The sequence below is a fragment of the Paenibacillus sp. BT-177 genome (assembly GCF_025846815.2).
Lineage (GTDB): Bacteria > Bacillota > Bacilli > Paenibacillales > Paenibacillaceae > Paenibacillus > Paenibacillus polymyxa_C.
Map to the genome: position 1 here is coordinate 408,069 of NZ_JAOYTP010000004.1, position 17,174 is coordinate 425,242.

Consider the following 17,174-nt stretch of genomic DNA (forward strand, 5'->3'; position numbering starts at 1 on the left):
AGAGAGTTGGGGCAGGTGAAAGCCAACATTCCGAGGGTAGCTGAACGCCATCTCTGAGAAGCGGGCTGAACCTGAAGTAAGCTCTGCCGCCTTTCCAGCGTTAACCGGAACACGTATTGATGGATACGTGAACAGAGTGTCATTTCCTATGGAATGAAACTAGGGTGGTAACACGGGTATAAACTCGTCCCTTTTACAGGGGCGGGTTTTTTTGTTTTTCAATAAGGAGGAATCAACATGACAAATGTATCGACAGCAGTATCTATAACTGATTTTTTGACTCCGGCTGTACGGGAAATGCCCCCTTCAGGTATCCGTCGGTTTTTTGAATATAGTGCAGGCAGAAAAGATATCGTATCGCTTGGTGTTGGTGAACCTGATTTTGTAACTCCTCAACATGTGAGAAAGGCCTGTATCACAGCACTGGAAAATGGTAAAACCTCATACACACCCAATGCAGGTCTCCCTGAGCTTCGTGAGGAAATTGCCAGATATCTGGAGAGCAGCTTCAGCACATCCTATAACCCGGCAGATGAAATCATGGTCACTGTTGGCAGTAGTGAAGCGTTGGATTTGGCGCTACGCGCCCTCATCACAACACACGATGAAATACTCATACCAGCTCCCTGTTATATTTCGTATTCGCCTATTACGTTTTTGAACGGAGGACATACCGTAACGGTTGAAACGTCTGCTGACCAGCAGTTTAAGCTGACAGCTGAGGCGCTCAAATCCAAGCTGACTCCACGATCCAAAGTGCTTATTCTCTGTTATCCGAACAACCCGACTGGCGGGGTGATGACCTATGAGGATTGGCTACCCATTGCCCGTCTGGTTGAGGAGCATAATCTGATCGTCATATCGGACGAAATTTATGCTGAATTGACCTATGGACAGCAGCATGTAAGTTTCGCTTCTCTGCCAGGAATGAAAGAACGCACCCTGCTCATCAGCGGCTTTTCCAAAGCATTTGCCATGACAGGCTGGAGGGTCGGCTATGTATGCGGTCCGAAAGAGTTGATTTCAGCCATGCTGAAAATCCATCAATATACAGCCATGTGCGCGCCTATTATCGGGCAAATTGCCGCTATTGAATCCCTGCGCAACGGGCTGGAGGAAAAAGATCGCATGATGGAGTCCTACAATCAACGTAGAAAATGGTTCGTTGCTGCCCTCTGTCAGACAGGACTTCCATGTCATGAACCAAATGGTGCCTTCTATGCTTTTCCCTCCATTATGCACACAGGGTTAAGCTCAGAACAGTTTGCCAAGCGACTGTTGGAAGAACAAGGAGTTATAACGGTCCCGGGTTCCGCATTCGGCCCAGGCGGCGAAGGTTTTATCCGCTGCTCGTATGCATCATCGCGTGAACAGCTGGAAACGGCTCTGGAACGCATCAGCGTATTCCTGAAACGCCTGTAAACCGATTTTCCATCGCATGAACTGAACATGAGCATGAGGTGAACATTTACTTCAGCAGCTTCTGAATAAGCTTTTTCTGGTGTGCTGGCAAGCATTCGGCCATTCCCCTACGCGGCAGTAACAAATGTCGGAGATTTCAGCGCTTGGTCGAAAGGTACCCGGGATAACCCGGCCTTTAAAAATAAGATCCACACGGTTCGGCAACTGGCCAAACTGGGCTTGCGCCAATGAGGTGATCTCTACCTCCAGCCCAGTTTCTTCCCGGACTTCGCGCCGTAAGGCGGTTTCCGGCTGCTCTAGCTCCATCCAGCCGCCGGGAATTCCCCACGGTTGCTTCCGGTATACGTGCTTTAATAGCAGCACTTCCCCGGCATCGTTCGTGAAAATGCCCAGCACAGCAACTAAAAATTTATGTTGTGCCCGGTACACCAATGCATTTTTCAATCGAATGAACGGCGTATGCTTATACATGAATACAAGCCAATCCCGCGGGATCTTATTTATCAGCTTAACCAGCATAACACACCTCCAGTTGAGCACTCTTACATCAATTCATTCGTTGGATTAAGTTAAATGATGAGCTTAAGTATGTATACTAAAAAATTAATCTTTAGGTGACTGTAGCTTACGGCTATATAACTGAGCATTTTCCGCATCAAAACAAACAAAAATAATCTCATTCAACCCAGCATGTTCCTGTACAAAACGTGTCACTTCCTGTATAGCAATCTCGGCCGCCTTTTCTTTCGGGAATCGGTAGATGCCTGTGCTGATATTGGGAAAAGCAATGCTGCGTGCATTCAATTCTAAAGCTAATTGCAGTGTATGACGGTAGCATGTCGCCAATAGCTCTTCTTCCTGATGGTCGCCACCATTCCACACAGGGCCGACAGTATGAACAACATATTGGGCTTCCAGCTTGCCAGCCGTCGTATAAACTGCGCCTCCTACCGGACATCCCCCTTGCTTGTTTCTGATTCGGACACAATCTTCCAATATAGCCGGACCGCCAGCTCTATGAATTGCACCATCTACACCACCGCCACCCAGCAAGCTTGTATTTGCAGCGTTGACAATAATATCTGCCTTACAACAGGTAATATCCCCTTGCACCACACGTATGATCACGTTAAATAGTTCAATTTGGGTATCCATTGGTCCTCCTTCTCTTCTAAAAACCAGCTTTGTTATATAGTCATCTTATAGTCTCTACAAGCGATTTCTAAAACATCGTCATAGGTTTTCAACAGAAAGTGTTTTAGATTCTTCCCCCGTGCACTAGCTATTGTAGCTAATAATGGCGTATCTGTAAGCTCATCAAAACTGCTACCTTGCGTATACTTCTGTTCAGGCATGTCTAAAGCCACATCCAGTTCAATCATATTAAAATAGTAGATTCCTGTAAATATAAGCTCATAGGGTACAAAATCGTCTACTGCTTCTGACGCCAACCCCCCATTAATCTCTCCCTTCAAAACCAGCTCTTTCTTCGCATAATTCATATGAACCTGATCCAAATAGACCGCATCCCGTCCATGCAATTCGCCAAGCGGCGTTTGAATGGCTTTTATGTGTGGCATCCAGGTGTTCTCCAGTCCTAAGTTATTTTCCATCCAGCAACATAAGTGCGGTCGCAACCGCATGATCCACAAAAGAACGCTCTGGGCGTGACTTCATCATCACGGTTATCCCGATTAACAAAGAGACCAACGTGTGTGCCAAAGCTCGTGCATCTATAGTCACCTCAAGCTCCTCAGATTGAATACCACGTTCGAGGGTCTCCTGAAAGACAGCAGAGAGATACATCTGATGTTCTCTGGTTAAAATTTCAAACCTCTCATCATGAGGGGCTAGTTCTACCATTGTATTGATGCAAAAGCATCCCTTATTGGACCCCTCCTCGTACTCTTCTGCCATCACTCCTCCAAAAAAATTGTAAAATGCTTCTTTTACAGCTGAACTATTTTGCAGTTTAGCCCTTACACAAGCTGCATGAGATTGCGTATATTTACGCAGCGCAGCTTCGAATAATTGCTTTTTATCCCCAAAGGCAGCATATATGCTGGGACGTTGTATTCCCATACGCGAGGTTAAATCGCTTAAAGATGTGGCCTCAAAACCCTTTTCCCAAAAAACTTGCATCGCTGCATCCAACGCTTGATCTTCATCAAATTCTCGTGGTCGAACCATACTTATCCCCTTCTTTTCGTATCGTTCAGTATATTAAGATTGTATGATCTCCAGAAGCGGCTGTCAAATATATGCGGGTTAAACTCTTGACAAATCTTATTGATGAGAGTTACATTGACCTAAAATCATTACATACCAATCGGTATATTATACTGATCAGTATGTAAATCACAGAAAGCGACGTGGTATGTGAAAATGAAGACGTCAGAAGAAAAAGCGATACTGCTCCCCCATCAAACGGTAGCCAGCACTGCCGAAATAGCTCCCATTCCGGTCCTATCCCGGTCTGTGGCGCTCTTGTTTGCCATAGCCTGCGGGCTGGCTGTCGCTAACATTTACTATGCACAGCCATTACTGGATGCGCTGGCGCACGAGTTTGGCATTACACACTCATCGGTCGGTATCGTTATTACCGTCACGCAAATTTGTTATGCGTTAGGACTGCTGCTACTCGTCCCGCTTGGCGATCTCTTGAACAGGCGGCGCTTGATTACAGGACAGATGCTGCTATCTGTGCTGGCATTAATCCTGGTTAGCTCTGCCCCTACCCGTACAATACTGCTTATGGGCATGGCAATGGTTGGGCTACTGGCTGTAGTGACTCAAACACTCGTGGCATTCGCCTCGACCTTGGCTCATCCGACTGAACGCGGGCAGGTCGTAGGACTGGTAACCAGCGGAGTCGTTATCGGCATTTTACTCGCACGAACCGTTGCTGGTGTATTAACTGATCTGGCAGGCTGGCGTTCAGTTTACCTTATTTCTGCTATACTTACGCTGTTTATGGCTGTGGCTCTATTGCGAGTACTCCCAAAGAACGAACCCACAAGCGCCACACTTTCCTATGGGCAGTTGCTTCGCTCGGTTATCGCACTGTTCGTCCAAGAACGAATTCTGCGTATTCGTGCTGTCCTTGCGCTGCTCATTTTCACAGCGTTTAGCATATTGTGGACTTCGCTTGTATTGCCTCTTAGTGCCCCTCCATTGTCTCTTTCACACACTGCCATTGGGGCCTTCGGCCTGGCTGGAGTCGCCGGAGCATTAGCAGCAGCCCAAGCAGGGCGGCTTGCTGATCAAGGCTTGGGACAACGAACAACAGGTATCGCACTAGTTGTATTGCTACTGTCCTGGCTACCTATACGCTACACCGAGCATTCTCTATTCGCTTTAACTCTTGGTGTCATTCTTTTGGATTTGGCCGTACAGGCTGTACATGTCACTAACCAGAGCTTGATTTTCAACGTTCGCCCTGAAGCACGGAGCCGACTTACCGCAGGCTACATGATCTTTTATTCCATCGGTAGCGCCACTGGAGCCATTACCTCCACTCACATGTATACCTATGCTGGGTGGAACGGAGTTTGCCTATTGGGGGCGGGTGTCAGTGCTCTGGCTCTCATTTTTTGGGCGATGACTCGACGTTCAACTTGATGGTACATCCATATGGATGGGATCAACGAAAAACCGCCTGGGCCTCAATAACAGCCTAGGCGGTTCTCTTCTATCACTGTAGATCATCACTTAATTGCAATATAAATCAAAACGGGTTCATCTGGATTGCCATACACTTCAAAATCACCTGTGTAGGTCCGCTCCCCTTGTCCCGTGGCAGCCCATGCCCAAATTGTCTGCCATACACGGAAGATAGAAGAAGGTTCATGGGTTGCCTGAAAAATAGCATAGCGTGCAGCCGGAATTACAAGTTCTTCAAGCTCGTCAGGAGTTTGGAAGTCCTCAGCCGCTTCCTTTCCAATAAAAAATGTATACTCGCCCAGAGCTCCATTTTCATAGTCAGTATAGCAACCATAGACGGAAGCAAGTCCTTCATGACCCCTGATCCGACCTGCCACATTCTCACCTACAAAACGTTCCCACATGCTTGGAATGATCCCGTGAGATGTCTGTTCCTTCTGATTGTTTGTGCGTGCTTTTAGACCAATTAAATGGATTTCACCTCGGTACTCCTCCCGAATGGGTCCATCAAATGGAAGCTCTGTATCCTCTGAAGACCGCCACCTCTTCAAATGCGGTAGGTAATTACGTAGCATCGAAGTCGCTTCTTCTGCCTGCATCCCCTCTTCTACCAGGATCGGCACACACTGCTGGATCATTCCCTCCATCGTCAAGTCAGGCTGTACAAGTGCACCTTCCTTGTAACAATACTTGCAATACTCATCTGTATTATTATGTTGTGCATCCGTTCCATATTGATCCTCATGCTCCAGCGGCATCCCGCAGCTTTGACAAGCTTTATCCATTCTCGTAAATCCCCTTTCGCTAACTCATATCTGGTATGCCACCAGTATAACGAAACAAACCTGACAACTATGGGTCAGGTTCGTTTTACTTTAATCTAAGATTTACTCTATAATTCCTAGCCTTCTTCATAATTAGACGCAATACGCAACGCCATCTTATAAATCTTATCTCGCAAATGGGCTGGTTCTTTGACAATCACATCCGGTCCGAGGCTTAAAATAAATCCGTACACCCACGCATCCTCAGGAAACGGGACTGAAACCGTGTAAATCCCTTCCTCCTGCTCGTTCAATGCTTCCACACCAAACCAATCCTCCGCCAGATGTCTTGAGGTGCGGTTAAATTGTAGCGTAAATGGTTGTACAGCGCTGGATGCCGTCATCCGCCCCTCATTCCACGGCAGCACTTCATTAGAAAGATCCCTGCGAGTGAAAGCCGTCTCTGTAACCACAGGCTCATTCATACGGGAAAGCTTGAACAACCGAAATTGCCCCCTGTCGGGACAATACGCATACACAAACCATTGTTGCCCTTTCAGCACAAGCGTATGCGGTTCCACATCCCGTTCTGTTCGGGCTCCTTCCGCATTTCGATAGGTAAAAGCAACCGTACGCGCTTGACTCATTGCCTCTTTTATCTTGATTAATTTAGCTTCCTGGACAGACTGATTTCCCCATCCCGAATGATCGACGATAAACTGTGTGGTACGGACACTAAATTGCTCTTTTTCAGACTCTGGTATAATGCTTTCAAATTTATGAAGTAACCGGGATACGTTGGGACCGCCCAACGACGAGGACAAACTCTGTAGGCCCATCACAATGTCCTTGATATCATGATCCGTCAGCATACTGCGATCCAGACGATATCCTTCCATCAGGCCAATCCCCCCACCTGCTCCCTGAAAAGTTACTACTGGGATACCAGCCAGACTAATCGCTTCAATATCTCTATAAATCGTCCGAATTGAAACCTCATACAAATCAGCGAGTTCCTTTGCTTGTATTCTATTTCTTTTCAGCAGCAAAATCACGATAGAAAGCAATCGATCGATTTTCATTTTTTCAAAACCTTTCACCCTTAATAAAAATAAGCCAGGAGTTCCTCATCATATCCCTGACCGTGATATTCCAAAGCGTTCTTTTCAATACCATAAGTTTTGAATCCCAATTTTCTATAAAACTCAACAGCTGCTTGATTGGCAGCCACCACACTCAAATTGATTTGTTTCAATCCTTCCACTTTTCTACCTCGACTGATAACTTCCAATAAAAGTTTCTTAGCGATCCCCTGGCCTCGGTAAATCGGTGGTACATACACTCCCCAAATCGTTCCTTTATGCCGTGTCTTAATTTTGTGTTCTCTTCTAAACCCGGTCATGCCAGCCAGCTGATGATCCTTTGTAAATGCACCAAGTATGTAATGATCTCTCTTATTTTGTATTTGCTTCACTATATCAAATAACGAAACTTGTACAGCTTCCTCATAGGAGGTTCCAAAAGCTTCGGGATTCATTTTTAGGGCTTCCAGTCTTAAATTCCAATACACTTCAGCGTCTGCTGGCTCTATGTTCCTGATGATAATCATGGCTTCATCCCTCCAAATGTTTTCCTCCATCTTACTCTATCTATTATTTAAATTAAATCTATGATGCCTAAATTAAAATAACCTCAGATGCTAGATCCAGCCGGATATAGCATCTGAGGCTTCAATACTCATTACATATTATGACTCATAGCGTTTCAGCACAATGACCGCATTATGACCACCGAAGCCGAAAGAATTAGATAACCCAATATTTAGCGAAGCCTTGCGCGCTTCGTGAGGCACATAATCCAGATCACAAACAGGGTCTGGATTGTCCAAATGCATCGTTGGCGGAATGATACCTTCTCGAAGGCTTTGAACAAGCGCAATCGCTTCGACACCGCCTGCGGCTCCTAGCATATGACCTAGCATGGACTTATTCGCGGTTACCGGAATCTGATAGGCATAGTCACCAAACAGCTTGTGAATCGCCAAGGTTTCAGCGATATCCCCTACAGCCGTACTCGTTGCGTGAGCACTGATCACGTCCACTTCTTCAGGAGAGATTCGAGCCGAATGAAGGGCCGCTTTCATTGCTAGATAAGCTCCGGTTCCTTCAGGATGCGGTGCAACCATATGATAGGCATCCGAACTCGCTCCATAACCGATGACCTCACCATAGATTTCTGCACCACGCCGGGTAGCGTGCTCCAGCGACTCCAGCACCAAGATGCCTGCTCCTTCGCTCATGACAAAACCGTCCCGATTCTTATCAAAAGGCCGACTTGCTGTGGAAGGCTCCTCGTTACGTGTCGACAAGGCGGTTGCATTAGCGAAACTTGCCAAAGCCAATCGAGACACCGCCGCTTCAGCTCCACCGGCAAAAATGACATCCGCATCTCCTGTACGAATGGTTCGAAATGCCTCTCCAATTGCAGTGTTCCCAATAGAACAAGCCGTTACAGGTGAAAGCGTAGGACCCATCGCTCCAAACGCGATACTAATTTGAGCAGCAGCCATATTCGAGATCATCATAGGTACCAGCGTCGGGCTAACTCTGCCTGGACCACGATGTAGCAGCACGTCCACATTGTCTACCAACGTATCCAAACCGCCGACTCCTGATCCCACATATACACCTACACGTTCCAGATCAGTGTGATCTAGTTCCAGGCCAGAATCCTTGAGCGCTTGCTCTGCCGCATATAATGCAAACTGAGTAAATCGATCCATTCGTCTGGCATCCTTACGCCCCCACTGTTTTTCTGCATCAAAATCCTGTACCAGCCCAGCAATTTGTGCTTTTAAATCGGACACATCAAATGAATTAATTTTACGTATACCTGAATGGCCTTCCAGCAAATTGTTCCATAGCGTGTCTACTTCATTACCCAATGGCGAAACGACACCCATACCTGTTATCACTACTCTTTGCATAAGCTATTCATTCCTCCTGCTCGATGGCTTACTTATAATCCTCATTTTACCCCCGTCTTATCCTATTACAAGTGTTTGTTTATCCTGGTATAATGAACACTACTATAGTAAGCGCCTGATTTAATTACTTCAGATACACTCATTGAATGGAGAGAAAATACCTATGAAAACGGAAGCACGTCTGGAAGCACTATCAGTTTTTCTGAAAACAAAAAGGGCCCGCCTACACCCGCATATGGTTGGTCTTCCCCCAGGGTCACGTCGGAGAACACCAGGTTTGCGCAGAGAAGAAGTCGCTCAACTAGCAGGTGTCAGTACAACCTGGTATACCTGGCTGGAGCAGGGTCGGGATATTAAAGTATCCTCCTCCGTGTTGGATGCTATTGCTGCTGCCTTGCAGTTGAACACGGATGAGCGTAAATATTTGTACGATTTAGCGCTGGAAGCCGGGTCTCATAACCTTCCTGCTCCTGCAGAGCAGGCGATCATATCTCCATCTCTGCAAAAGATCGTACAAGAGTTGCACTACTGTCCTGCTATTATTTCAGATCGGCGCTGCCATATTGTCGGCTGGAACGAAGCTGCTGCTCATGTTTTTATGGATTTTGCCGAGCTACCACATGAGCAACGCAATATGATCGAACTGCTATTTACAAAAAAGGAGTTTAAAAGTCTGGCCGTGAATTGGGAACACTTTGTAAAGGGGTTTCTTGCTATATTCCGCGCTTATTACGGGCAATACGTGACAGACCCCTGGTATGCTCAATTTATACAAAACATGAGTCAGGCCTACCCAGAGTTTAACGAGCTTTGGAATCAGAGTGAGGTAAGCTCCGCTCCCGAAGTGCTCATTGAATTTCGTCATGCCAAGGCTGGCAAAATGTTATTTGACCTGACTTCCCTTCAGGTACAAGGCAGTGTCGATCTCCGTTGCAGCATTTACACCCCCAATGCGCAAACTTCTACGGAAAGTAAACTCCAAAAGTTAATGGAAGGCAACTAAAGGATTTCATCCCTCCTGTTATGAAGATATCTTTTTCCGTCCATACTACATCTACGATCTGTGCAAAATAGATGCCATATATGTGACAGAGCCGATAGCTTCAACTGTGCTACTACCAGGAGGGAGGGAATCATCATGAAAGCCAAACCGACAAGTTCCCAGCACACACAAAACCAAGCACCATTGCCTGTTCCGGTACAATTTGACCGCAGCTGGCAGGACGAGCTGGACCAACGCCTGCACAAGGGAGGCCCCTGGGGAGATTGGGATCTGTATCAGCTGGCCATCGAGGCGGAAAAGGCCAAGCTGGTGCCGAGCTTTGATGAGCTTCAATGTCTTCAGCATTTGCAAGACCTCACTCCTCTGCCCCATCAACTCGATACCGCTCGGAAGGTACTGTTTGAGATGTCTGGACGTGCCATTCTTGCCGATGAAGTCGGCCTAGGCAAAACAATTGAAGCTGGAATGATCCTTAAGGAATATCTGGTTCGCGGGCTGGCTTCCAAAGTGCTTATTCTTGTACCCGCTTCTTTGGTCCTGCAATGGGTGCGTGAGCTGAATAGCAAATTCGGCATTCCCGCAGTCGCCCAGAAAAAAGCGTATTCTTGGTCTTCCGAGGTCGTCGTAGCCTCCATGGATACGGCCAAAAGAGAGCCACATAGTAACATCCTGCTAGATACCGATTATGACCTGCTCATTATTGACGAGGCTCATAAGCTGAAGAATAAAAAAACATCCAACTACCAGTTCATTATGAAGTTGCGTAAAAAATATTGTTTGCTCCTGACAGCTACACCTGTACAGAACGATCTATCTGAGCTGTTTAATCTGATCACGTTACTCAAGCCCGGTCAATTAGGAAGACAAGGCGATTTTTCAGCAAACTTTGTTGTAGATAAACGTCTGCCCAAAAATGAAGATCAGCTCAAGGATGAGCTGTCTAAAGTCATGATCCGCAATCGTCGTGGAGAAGGGCCAGTTCAATTCACTAAACGAAATGTTTCCAACATTCACTTGGAGCTCTCGCCAGAAGAGCAAGCGCTGTACGATGGGGTGACCTCTTTTGTCAAAGAGCAATATCAAGCGAATGGCGGAAATTTAAGCAGCATGCTGTCTCTCGTTACCCTTCAACGGGAAGTGTGCAGTAGCCGGGACGCTGTGTTCGTCACGCTGGTCAATTTGTCCAAAAAGATGGCTCCAGACTCTCCTCTACGTGATCGTGTCTGGGACTTGGTCGCACACATTAAAGCGATCAAGGCCAATTCCAAAGCTGAAAAAGCGCTTGAGCTTATCCGGAAGATGAACGAAAAAGTGATTATTTTTACAGAATATCGGGCCACACAGGAGTATTTGCTAAACTATTTCCGTGATCGCGGACTGTCTGCTGTTCCTTACAGAGGGGGTATGAACCGAGGCCGCAAGGATTGGATGATGGATCTGTTCCGTGGTCGCATTCAGGTTATGATTGCCACTGAAGCAGGTGGTGAAGGTATTAACCTGCAATTTTGTCACCACATGATTAACTTCGATTTACCGTGGAACCCCATGCGCGTGGAACAGCGGATTGGACGGGTGCATCGACTTGGACAGAAGCATGATGTGAATATCTTCAACCTGTCCACTACCGGAACGATTGAGGAGCATATCCTGCACCTGCTGCATGAAAAGATTAATATGTTTGAAATGGTCATCGGCGGATTGGATGTTATTCTGGAAAAGTTTGAGAAAAAAGAATCCATTGAAAAAAGTTTATATAAAATCATGCTTGAGTCCAGCAGTGATGAGGAAATTCGCAGAAAAATGCAAAAGTTAGGCCACTCGCTGGATTCCATCAAACAAGAAATAGAACAAATCCGCACAGACCCGTCAGTCACTCCAAATGTAGCAACCGATAAGTCAACTGGAACAAAGCAGCCTAAGGGACGGCTAACAGGAGTAAGCTCAAGTGTCACCGAGGATTTGTTAGGCTTAGCAGGTGATGCAGCTTCTCCAACCAAAGCTCGGCGCAGTGTGAAAGGAGGTCGCTAGCCTTGACTATGAATGCACAGCAAGTCCAGCGTTTTGTCCACACCTATCTGGAAGCTACCGGGTGCAGCATCATTGAGAGGTCTCCCCACCATGTAACTGTCAAGCTGTCTCCGGAGGCAGATAAAGCCTTGACAAATCGTCCCTACTATTGGGGATACGTAGAGCGTACTGGCGTTCCAGCGCAGACGATGTCCTTCACATTCATCTTTGATGGGGAAGCCTATCGGACAGAACAGGAACGTTTAGCGGATCAGACGCCACCAGCTCCTGTAGCTGGCAACGCAGCACAAGATCAGGTCATGGGGCGTTACTTCGGTCATGTACCGACGTTACCGCAATTAGGGCCTGGTCGCATTATGCAGGAGGAGCTTCGATACGGAAGCCGTCGGCTGCATCAAATTTTTGAAGCCGCTCGGGATGGAGGAAAATATGTTTATTTGTTCGAGCAGCCTGATGCCCGTCAATTGTCTGCCCGTTCTCCTGTAGTCTATGAAGCTTGGCTCAGCGTCTGCTACAAGATTGAGTTTGCCTGCGATCTGAAGCGTGAGGAACTTCAGTGGCTAGGGATTTCACTCAAAAGCGGCACTATTGTAACCAATTTTGGCGCTATGCTCGAAACTCGGCAGCTCAGCCCACTACTGGCAGGCAATATGCATGTACAGCCAGCACTGCTATCTGTCCCTGAGGCTTCCACCTCGCTTGAAAACTATCTCACCGAACAGCTCCGACAGCAAGATTATGGTTGGGCTGAGCAGGCGAAGGAACGATTACGCGAGGAACTAGAGGTTATTGACCACTATTACGATGATCTAATCAAGGAACAGAAAGAGGAAGAGGATAAAAAAGAATCCGTATTAGAGCAGCATCAAGCCCGCCGTAAAGAAATGGTATGGCAATATGAGCCAAAGGTACTCGTATCCGCCATTAACTGCGGCATATTTCATCTGCGGTAACTGATATCTCACGCTCCTTCGCAGGTTAGTTGCAGATATGTCGTCAAGTTGTAACATCTTGCTTCAGCCTACATCAGTTTCCGCTGCTGCAAACACAAGCGTAGTCTAGCCTGTCTCCTATGTATCGACAGCAAAAAGCGAACCTGGATACGACATTTGCGCCGACAGGGTGCAGCAGTCTTTTCATCGGACAGGCTGTATGCTAGTTAAAAAAGAATGCCTCCGTCGGCAAGTCATCCGACAGAAAGGTGGATTCCATTGAAGAAAAATCATTCGGGGCATTATAGCGTAGGTATGATCGCAGCTGTACTGATCAGCCTGTCCGCAGTCTGTCCGTTCGCTTCCATTCATGCGGCTCCCTCAGCCGTTCAAGAAAGCAATTTAAGCTCAGCACCCAACTACAACGAAAGCTCGTGGGTTCCTCCAATGGAATCCATGAGTCCTGCTACTCCTTCTGCCTCCCCGGGTGACGTTTCATCAAAGCTTCCTGCTCAGCAGCAAGGGGTGCCTGAGGACGTGAAACGGACAGCAGCCGACACCGTACAATCCCTATCGTCGCAGTCCCCTTTTGCTTCGTGGAAAGACGCCGAGCTCAGCTACCATCCGCTTGGACCTGGAACCCATAGCTGGCTTGTTCAAGTGAACCATGCAGGAGAATACATTGGCTACCTGATTATCGGATGTGACCCAAACGGCGCTTATCAACTCAATGAATACGGGAATGGCCCAGGCGGACCATATAGTATGGATATACTTCGCCAATCCCTCAAGTCGCTCACAGAAACCGAATTTTCTTCTATCGACAAGCTGCAAATTACACCTATGTATGAGGAACCACTTTTAGCCTATTGGCTGGTGCGTTCCTCTACGGGTAGCCAAATATGTATTGATGCTGTTACTGGCGATCCGCTACCTGTAGAAGTAGCAGATGGGAGTTGGAAACATAAGCTTCAGAACAACGCGATTTCTTCACCTACACCCTTTTTGAAAACGCAGGCACAGGCAGTTACTATCTCGTCCGATCCTTTCAATCCTTATGATGATCTGGGTTGGCTTCAAGCTAAGCAAAAACTTTCCATTCATGACACAGACCAATTTATGGACGCACTAAGTAATTCACCACGTATGATTTTTTCTGCCACAAGTATCAATTTTGCCTTTGGGGGACCCTTATCCATTAGCGGGTTTCAAACTTGGATATCTCCAGATCATCCATCCGAACCCATTTTATATGCATTAACCTATCGCGATGGACTTTCCCGATTTGTGCCACTAAAACAGCTGTTGCCTCATGGTCAATTTTACCGTTTGGAATCCTAGTAATTTCAGGAACAACAAAAATCATTCGAAATTATCCCCTATAACAACATAAAAAGAGACCTCAAATGGCATACCCCTGCCTCTTGTGGTCTCTTTGGCGTGTTTAACGTTGCTCTTTTCGCCCTCTGCGTGTGGATTTTATCCACATTTTCAGAGCGAGAGGCAACATGCCAAACCATTTGCTCACCCATGGCTCCTTGGCTTGTTTTTGGCTACGTCGAACCTCACGCGGCGTTTCCATATAACGTACAATCCGCTGTGTAATATACGTCACCAGTTCGTCACTCTTCGCCATCCTCCATGACCTCCTCCATCTGCACCTATCATTTCCAATCACCGTGCCTTGGAAATATCAAGTTACACGTTAGGTTCAGATACTACTAGCTTGCACAGTTTTCAGCAGCTCTAATCCCTGCGGAATAACTATGCATGGTTTCCCTTAAATGGTACATACTATCTTCAATATAACAGTACCTCCAAGGTTTATTGTTATATTTGAAGGCAGCTATGCTGCTTTAGGTTTGATGTCTGTTATGCATAGTTTTCAGTAAACAATCAATTCGTCCATTGGAGGAATAGAACGTGTTGAATAAAAAGTTAAACAAGATATGGCTGATCGGACTAGGGTTAAGTCTTTGCATCCTTTGTAGCGCTGTATTTGCCCCATTTGCTTATGCAACTACTCAGCCTGGCGAGAAAAGCACCGACACAAACAAGCATACAGAGACCCCGTTTAACCGCTCCTATCATGCTTTTGCCAAGCCCGTGGTCTTGATAGATGTAGGTCATGGCGGTGTGGATGGTGGAACAAGTCACAAAGGACTTCTGGAAAAAGATATCAATCTCGCCATTGCTCAAAAACTGTACTTGATCTTACGTTCCCAGAGTTACCCTGCTGTCTTGAATAGGGACAAGGACTACGCACTGAGTGATGATAACCGTTGGTTGCAGTCCAAATCCCGGCATCTTAAAGACCTCGCCCAGCGTAAAAGCTTGACAGAACAACTGCCCACTGCTGTGGTTGTAAGCCTGCATGTAAATTGGGCCAAACGTGCCGAAAAACGTGGACCCATTGTACTGTATCAAGATGAAGGCAGCAGCTATATGTTAGCTGAACAGATCCAGCATTCATTAAACCGCTTATTTTGCATGAATAGACAAACCATATACGGAAAACCCTTTTATCTTCTGAATAAAATTCAACATCCCGCTGTAATAGTCGAAACGGGGTTTATCAGCAACGAACAAGACAGAGCCCTACTTTCTGGGGATCGCGGCCAAAAAAGGATTGCTGAAGCTATTGCCGAAGGCATTATTGCCCATCTGACGGCGTGGTAGTATTCGTGGCTGGATCTCCTGTCCACCCCCATACATCATGCACCAGATCGCTAATGCCTACAAACTGAGCATGCTCCTTTAATTTAGGAACCGATGAATGAAGCCCTGAGGAGGTATACATGCCGGACACGCCAACATGTCCAATCGTTACACAGGTGTTGTGCTCTGCCAACCATTCAACCACTTTGCTAAGTTGCCGATTCACATGAGCGAGTGTATGAACATCATCCAAAAAAACATCATTTCGCACCGGTGGCATTCCCTTTTTAGCGGCAAGTTCAGGCACCACTGACCAATAATTAGTTCGGCTATCAACAAAAAATAGTCCATGTTCTTTACAAACATCAAGAACGATGGACATAATGCGCTTGTCTGAGGTGACCTTGGAGCCCATATGGTTGTTCATTCCTATGGCATAAGGAACATCCTTGATAGCTGCGGTCACCTTGGCGCGTACTTCTTCATCCGTCATATTAGCCTTGATTGCTCCAGGTCCAAGCCATTCAGGCTTGCCCTGCTTGGGCTCCATTGGAAGATGGACGATAACATCATGACCACGATTATGCGCTTCCATAGCGTCCTGTTTGGTTGTTGGCAGGAAGGGCATTACAGCAACGGTGATTTTGACAGGTAAATTTAAAATCTCCTTGGTACCTTTCATGTTGTTTCCTAGATCATCAATAATGACAGCAACCCTCTTTTGCTGCTGGTTCTGTTGGTCTATTGCTTCGGCAACAGCAGTTTTACAGACCATAAATAACATACAGACTGAAATACAAAGCACTACGATGATTTGCATTCTAGATCTTGCATGGTGTACAAGCGCATAAGACGAATTCTTCCGGTTGCGTGATGCCTTTAAAGCTTTTTTTATTATATTTCTCATGTGCAGCTTCCGTCGTGTACTCATTTGCGGGTCAGCCTCCTTCTCTGTCCCTTCATTGTGTGAGTAAAACCGTTTAAATATGTATAAGGCAGATCTGAGATATAATCTCTGATCTGCCTTGATGTGCGCGTAATAACGTATATTAAAGCTGCTTACCAGTTTTTATCGATAAATTCATCACGACCGGATTGGGCTCGATCTTCCTTATAATGCTTCACATTCTTCTTGTGATAATCCTGATGATAATCCTCTGCCGGATAAAAAATTGCAGCCGGAAGAATCTCCGTTACAATTGGCTTATCAAAGCGTCCGCTTTGTACCAACTGTTCCTTGGATTGTTGTGCAAGCTCTCGTTGCTGCTCCGTATGATAAAAAATTGCAGGCTTATATTGTGTGCCTCGGTCCTGAAATTGACCTTCTCCGTCGGTAGGATCTGTTTGCGGCCAATACAATTCAAGTAGCTTTTCATAAGGAAACAGCTCAGGATCAAACGTAATCTGCACCACCTCATAGTGCCCTGTTGTTCCTGTTTTAACCTGTTCGTAGGTCGGATCGGAAATCGTCCCTCCAGTATAGCCTGAGACAATACTATGAATGCCTGGCTGCTCCTCGAACGGAGTCACCATACACCAGAAGCATCCGCCTGCAAAAGTTGCTTTCTCCATCTTACATCCAACCTTTCAATAGCTTCATCATCAAATGCGTTATTTTCTATCATATCTTAAAAATTAAACTTATAAAAGAATTGCTTATGAACTTGAATAAAGTTCAAACCCTCGTATTGGAATCATTGCTGGAAGTCTGCAATAAT

Annotated in this window: 18 protein-coding genes and 1 other annotated feature (1 of these 19 only partly in view); of the genes, 7 read left to right on the top strand and 11 right to left on the bottom strand. The window is 46.3% G+C overall.

Annotated elements, in window-relative coordinates; all coding sequences use genetic code 11:
* Window positions 1–195 (top strand) — a binding site (T-box leader); it begins 44 nt to the left of the window's first position.
* A gap of 42 nt (window positions 196–237) precedes the next feature.
* Window positions 238–1,422, top strand: a complete 1,185-nt coding sequence (locus OIU26_RS15430) for an aminotransferase class I/II-fold pyridoxal phosphate-dependent enzyme (protein ID WP_264217316.1) — start codon at window positions 238–240, stop codon at window positions 1,420–1,422.
* A 51-nt stretch (window positions 1,423–1,473) separates the two neighbouring features.
* On the opposite strand, the gene OIU26_RS15435 is transcribed toward OIU26_RS15430, so the two are convergent.
* From OIU26_RS15435 to OIU26_RS15450, 4 genes are all read right to left on the bottom strand, one after another.
* Window positions 1,474–1,941 (bottom strand): NUDIX hydrolase, encoded by a 468-nt coding sequence (locus tag OIU26_RS15435; RefSeq protein ID WP_264217317.1) that lies wholly within the window; start codon window positions 1,939–1,941, stop codon window positions 1,474–1,476.
* 84 nt (window positions 1,942–2,025) lie between these two features.
* Window positions 2,026–2,577, bottom strand: coding sequence for an O-acetyl-ADP-ribose deacetylase (locus OIU26_RS15440; RefSeq protein WP_264217318.1), 552 nt, complete (start codon window positions 2,575–2,577; stop codon window positions 2,026–2,028).
* A 32-nt stretch (window positions 2,578–2,609) separates the two neighbouring features.
* Window positions 2,610–3,035: a hypothetical protein gene (locus OIU26_RS15445; protein ID WP_264217319.1), complete on the bottom strand. Its 426-nt coding sequence runs from the start codon at window positions 3,033–3,035 to the stop codon at window positions 2,610–2,612.
* Window positions 3,025–3,612 carry a TetR/AcrR family transcriptional regulator gene (locus OIU26_RS15450; RefSeq protein ID WP_264217320.1) on the bottom strand — a complete coding sequence of 196 codons (588 nt, stop codon included), beginning with the start codon at window positions 3,610–3,612 and terminating at the stop codon, window positions 3,025–3,027. Before OIU26_RS15450 ends, OIU26_RS15445 begins: the two co-directional genes overlap by 11 nt.
* Before the next feature lie 195 nt (window positions 3,613–3,807).
* On the opposite strand from OIU26_RS15450, the gene OIU26_RS15455 reads away from it, so the two are divergent.
* Entirely contained in the window at window positions 3,808–5,043 is a 1,236-nt protein-coding gene (locus tag OIU26_RS15455) for an MFS transporter (RefSeq protein WP_264217321.1), read from the top strand.
* A gap of 86 nt (window positions 5,044–5,129) precedes the next feature.
* On the opposite strand, the gene OIU26_RS15460 is transcribed toward OIU26_RS15455, so the two are convergent.
* The 4 genes from OIU26_RS15460 to fabF all read right to left on the bottom strand — a co-directional run bounded on the left by OIU26_RS15460 (window position 5,130) and on the right by fabF (window position 8,835).
* Window positions 5,130–5,870 carry a zinc ribbon domain-containing protein gene (locus OIU26_RS15460; RefSeq protein WP_264217322.1) on the bottom strand — a complete coding sequence of 247 codons (741 nt, stop codon included), beginning with the start codon at window positions 5,868–5,870 and terminating at the stop codon, window positions 5,130–5,132.
* 116 nt (window positions 5,871–5,986) lie between these two features.
* Window positions 5,987–6,931, bottom strand: a complete 945-nt coding sequence (locus OIU26_RS15465) for a helix-turn-helix transcriptional regulator (protein ID WP_264217323.1) — start codon at window positions 6,929–6,931, stop codon at window positions 5,987–5,989.
* Between the two features lie 20 nt (window positions 6,932–6,951).
* A complete protein-coding gene (locus OIU26_RS15470) occupies window positions 6,952–7,458 on the bottom strand; it encodes a GNAT family N-acetyltransferase (protein WP_264217324.1) in 507 nt (168 codons plus the stop codon).
* Between the two features lie 138 nt (window positions 7,459–7,596).
* Window positions 7,597–8,835 carry a beta-ketoacyl-ACP synthase II gene (fabF, locus tag OIU26_RS15475; protein ID WP_040101640.1) on the bottom strand — a complete coding sequence of 413 codons (1,239 nt, stop codon included), beginning with the start codon at window positions 8,833–8,835 and terminating at the stop codon, window positions 7,597–7,599.
* 163 nt (window positions 8,836–8,998) lie between these two features.
* Between fabF and OIU26_RS15480 the strand changes: the two genes are divergently transcribed.
* The 4 genes from OIU26_RS15480 (at window position 8,999) to OIU26_RS15495 (ending at window position 14,139) form a co-directional block, all read left to right on the top strand.
* Complete coding sequence (locus tag OIU26_RS15480) at window positions 8,999–9,838, top strand: helix-turn-helix transcriptional regulator (protein WP_264217325.1); 840 nt, start codon at window positions 8,999–9,001, stop codon at window positions 9,836–9,838.
* Between the two features lie 135 nt (window positions 9,839–9,973).
* On the top strand, window positions 9,974–11,866 hold the full coding sequence (locus OIU26_RS15485; protein ID WP_264217326.1) for a DEAD/DEAH box helicase: 1,893 nt from the start codon (window positions 9,974–9,976) through the stop codon (window positions 11,864–11,866).
* Window positions 11,867–11,868: 2 nt separating this feature from the next.
* On the top strand, window positions 11,869–12,819 hold the full coding sequence (locus tag OIU26_RS15490; RefSeq protein WP_013370531.1) for a YqhG family protein: 951 nt from the start codon (window positions 11,869–11,871) through the stop codon (window positions 12,817–12,819).
* A 258-nt stretch (window positions 12,820–13,077) separates the two neighbouring features.
* Complete coding sequence (locus OIU26_RS15495) at window positions 13,078–14,139, top strand: hypothetical protein (RefSeq protein ID WP_264217327.1); 1,062 nt, start codon at window positions 13,078–13,080, stop codon at window positions 14,137–14,139.
* A gap of 103 nt (window positions 14,140–14,242) precedes the next feature.
* Here OIU26_RS15495 and OIU26_RS15500 read toward each other — a convergent pair whose 3' ends face one another.
* Window positions 14,243–14,434: a YqzE family protein gene (locus OIU26_RS15500; RefSeq protein ID WP_040101644.1), complete on the bottom strand. Its 192-nt coding sequence runs from the start codon at window positions 14,432–14,434 to the stop codon at window positions 14,243–14,245.
* A 287-nt stretch (window positions 14,435–14,721) separates the two neighbouring features.
* Here OIU26_RS15500 and OIU26_RS15505 point away from each other — a divergent pair, with 287 nt between their 5' ends.
* On the top strand, window positions 14,722–15,477 hold the full coding sequence (locus OIU26_RS15505; protein WP_264217328.1) for an N-acetylmuramoyl-L-alanine amidase: 756 nt from the start codon (window positions 14,722–14,724) through the stop codon (window positions 15,475–15,477).
* On the opposite strand, the gene OIU26_RS15510 is transcribed toward OIU26_RS15505, so the two are convergent.
* Both OIU26_RS15510 and msrA read right to left on the bottom strand, forming a co-directional pair.
* Entirely contained in the window at window positions 15,452–16,387 is a 936-nt protein-coding gene (locus OIU26_RS15510; RefSeq protein ID WP_264217329.1) for a divergent polysaccharide deacetylase family protein, read from the bottom strand. The two genes, OIU26_RS15505 and OIU26_RS15510, sit on opposite strands and share 26 nt — an antisense overlap.
* Before the next feature lie 128 nt (window positions 16,388–16,515).
* Entirely contained in the window at window positions 16,516–17,028 is a 513-nt protein-coding gene (gene msrA, locus OIU26_RS15515; protein WP_216975637.1) for a peptide-methionine (S)-S-oxide reductase MsrA, read from the bottom strand.
* Window positions 17,029–17,174 lie beyond the last annotated feature (146 nt).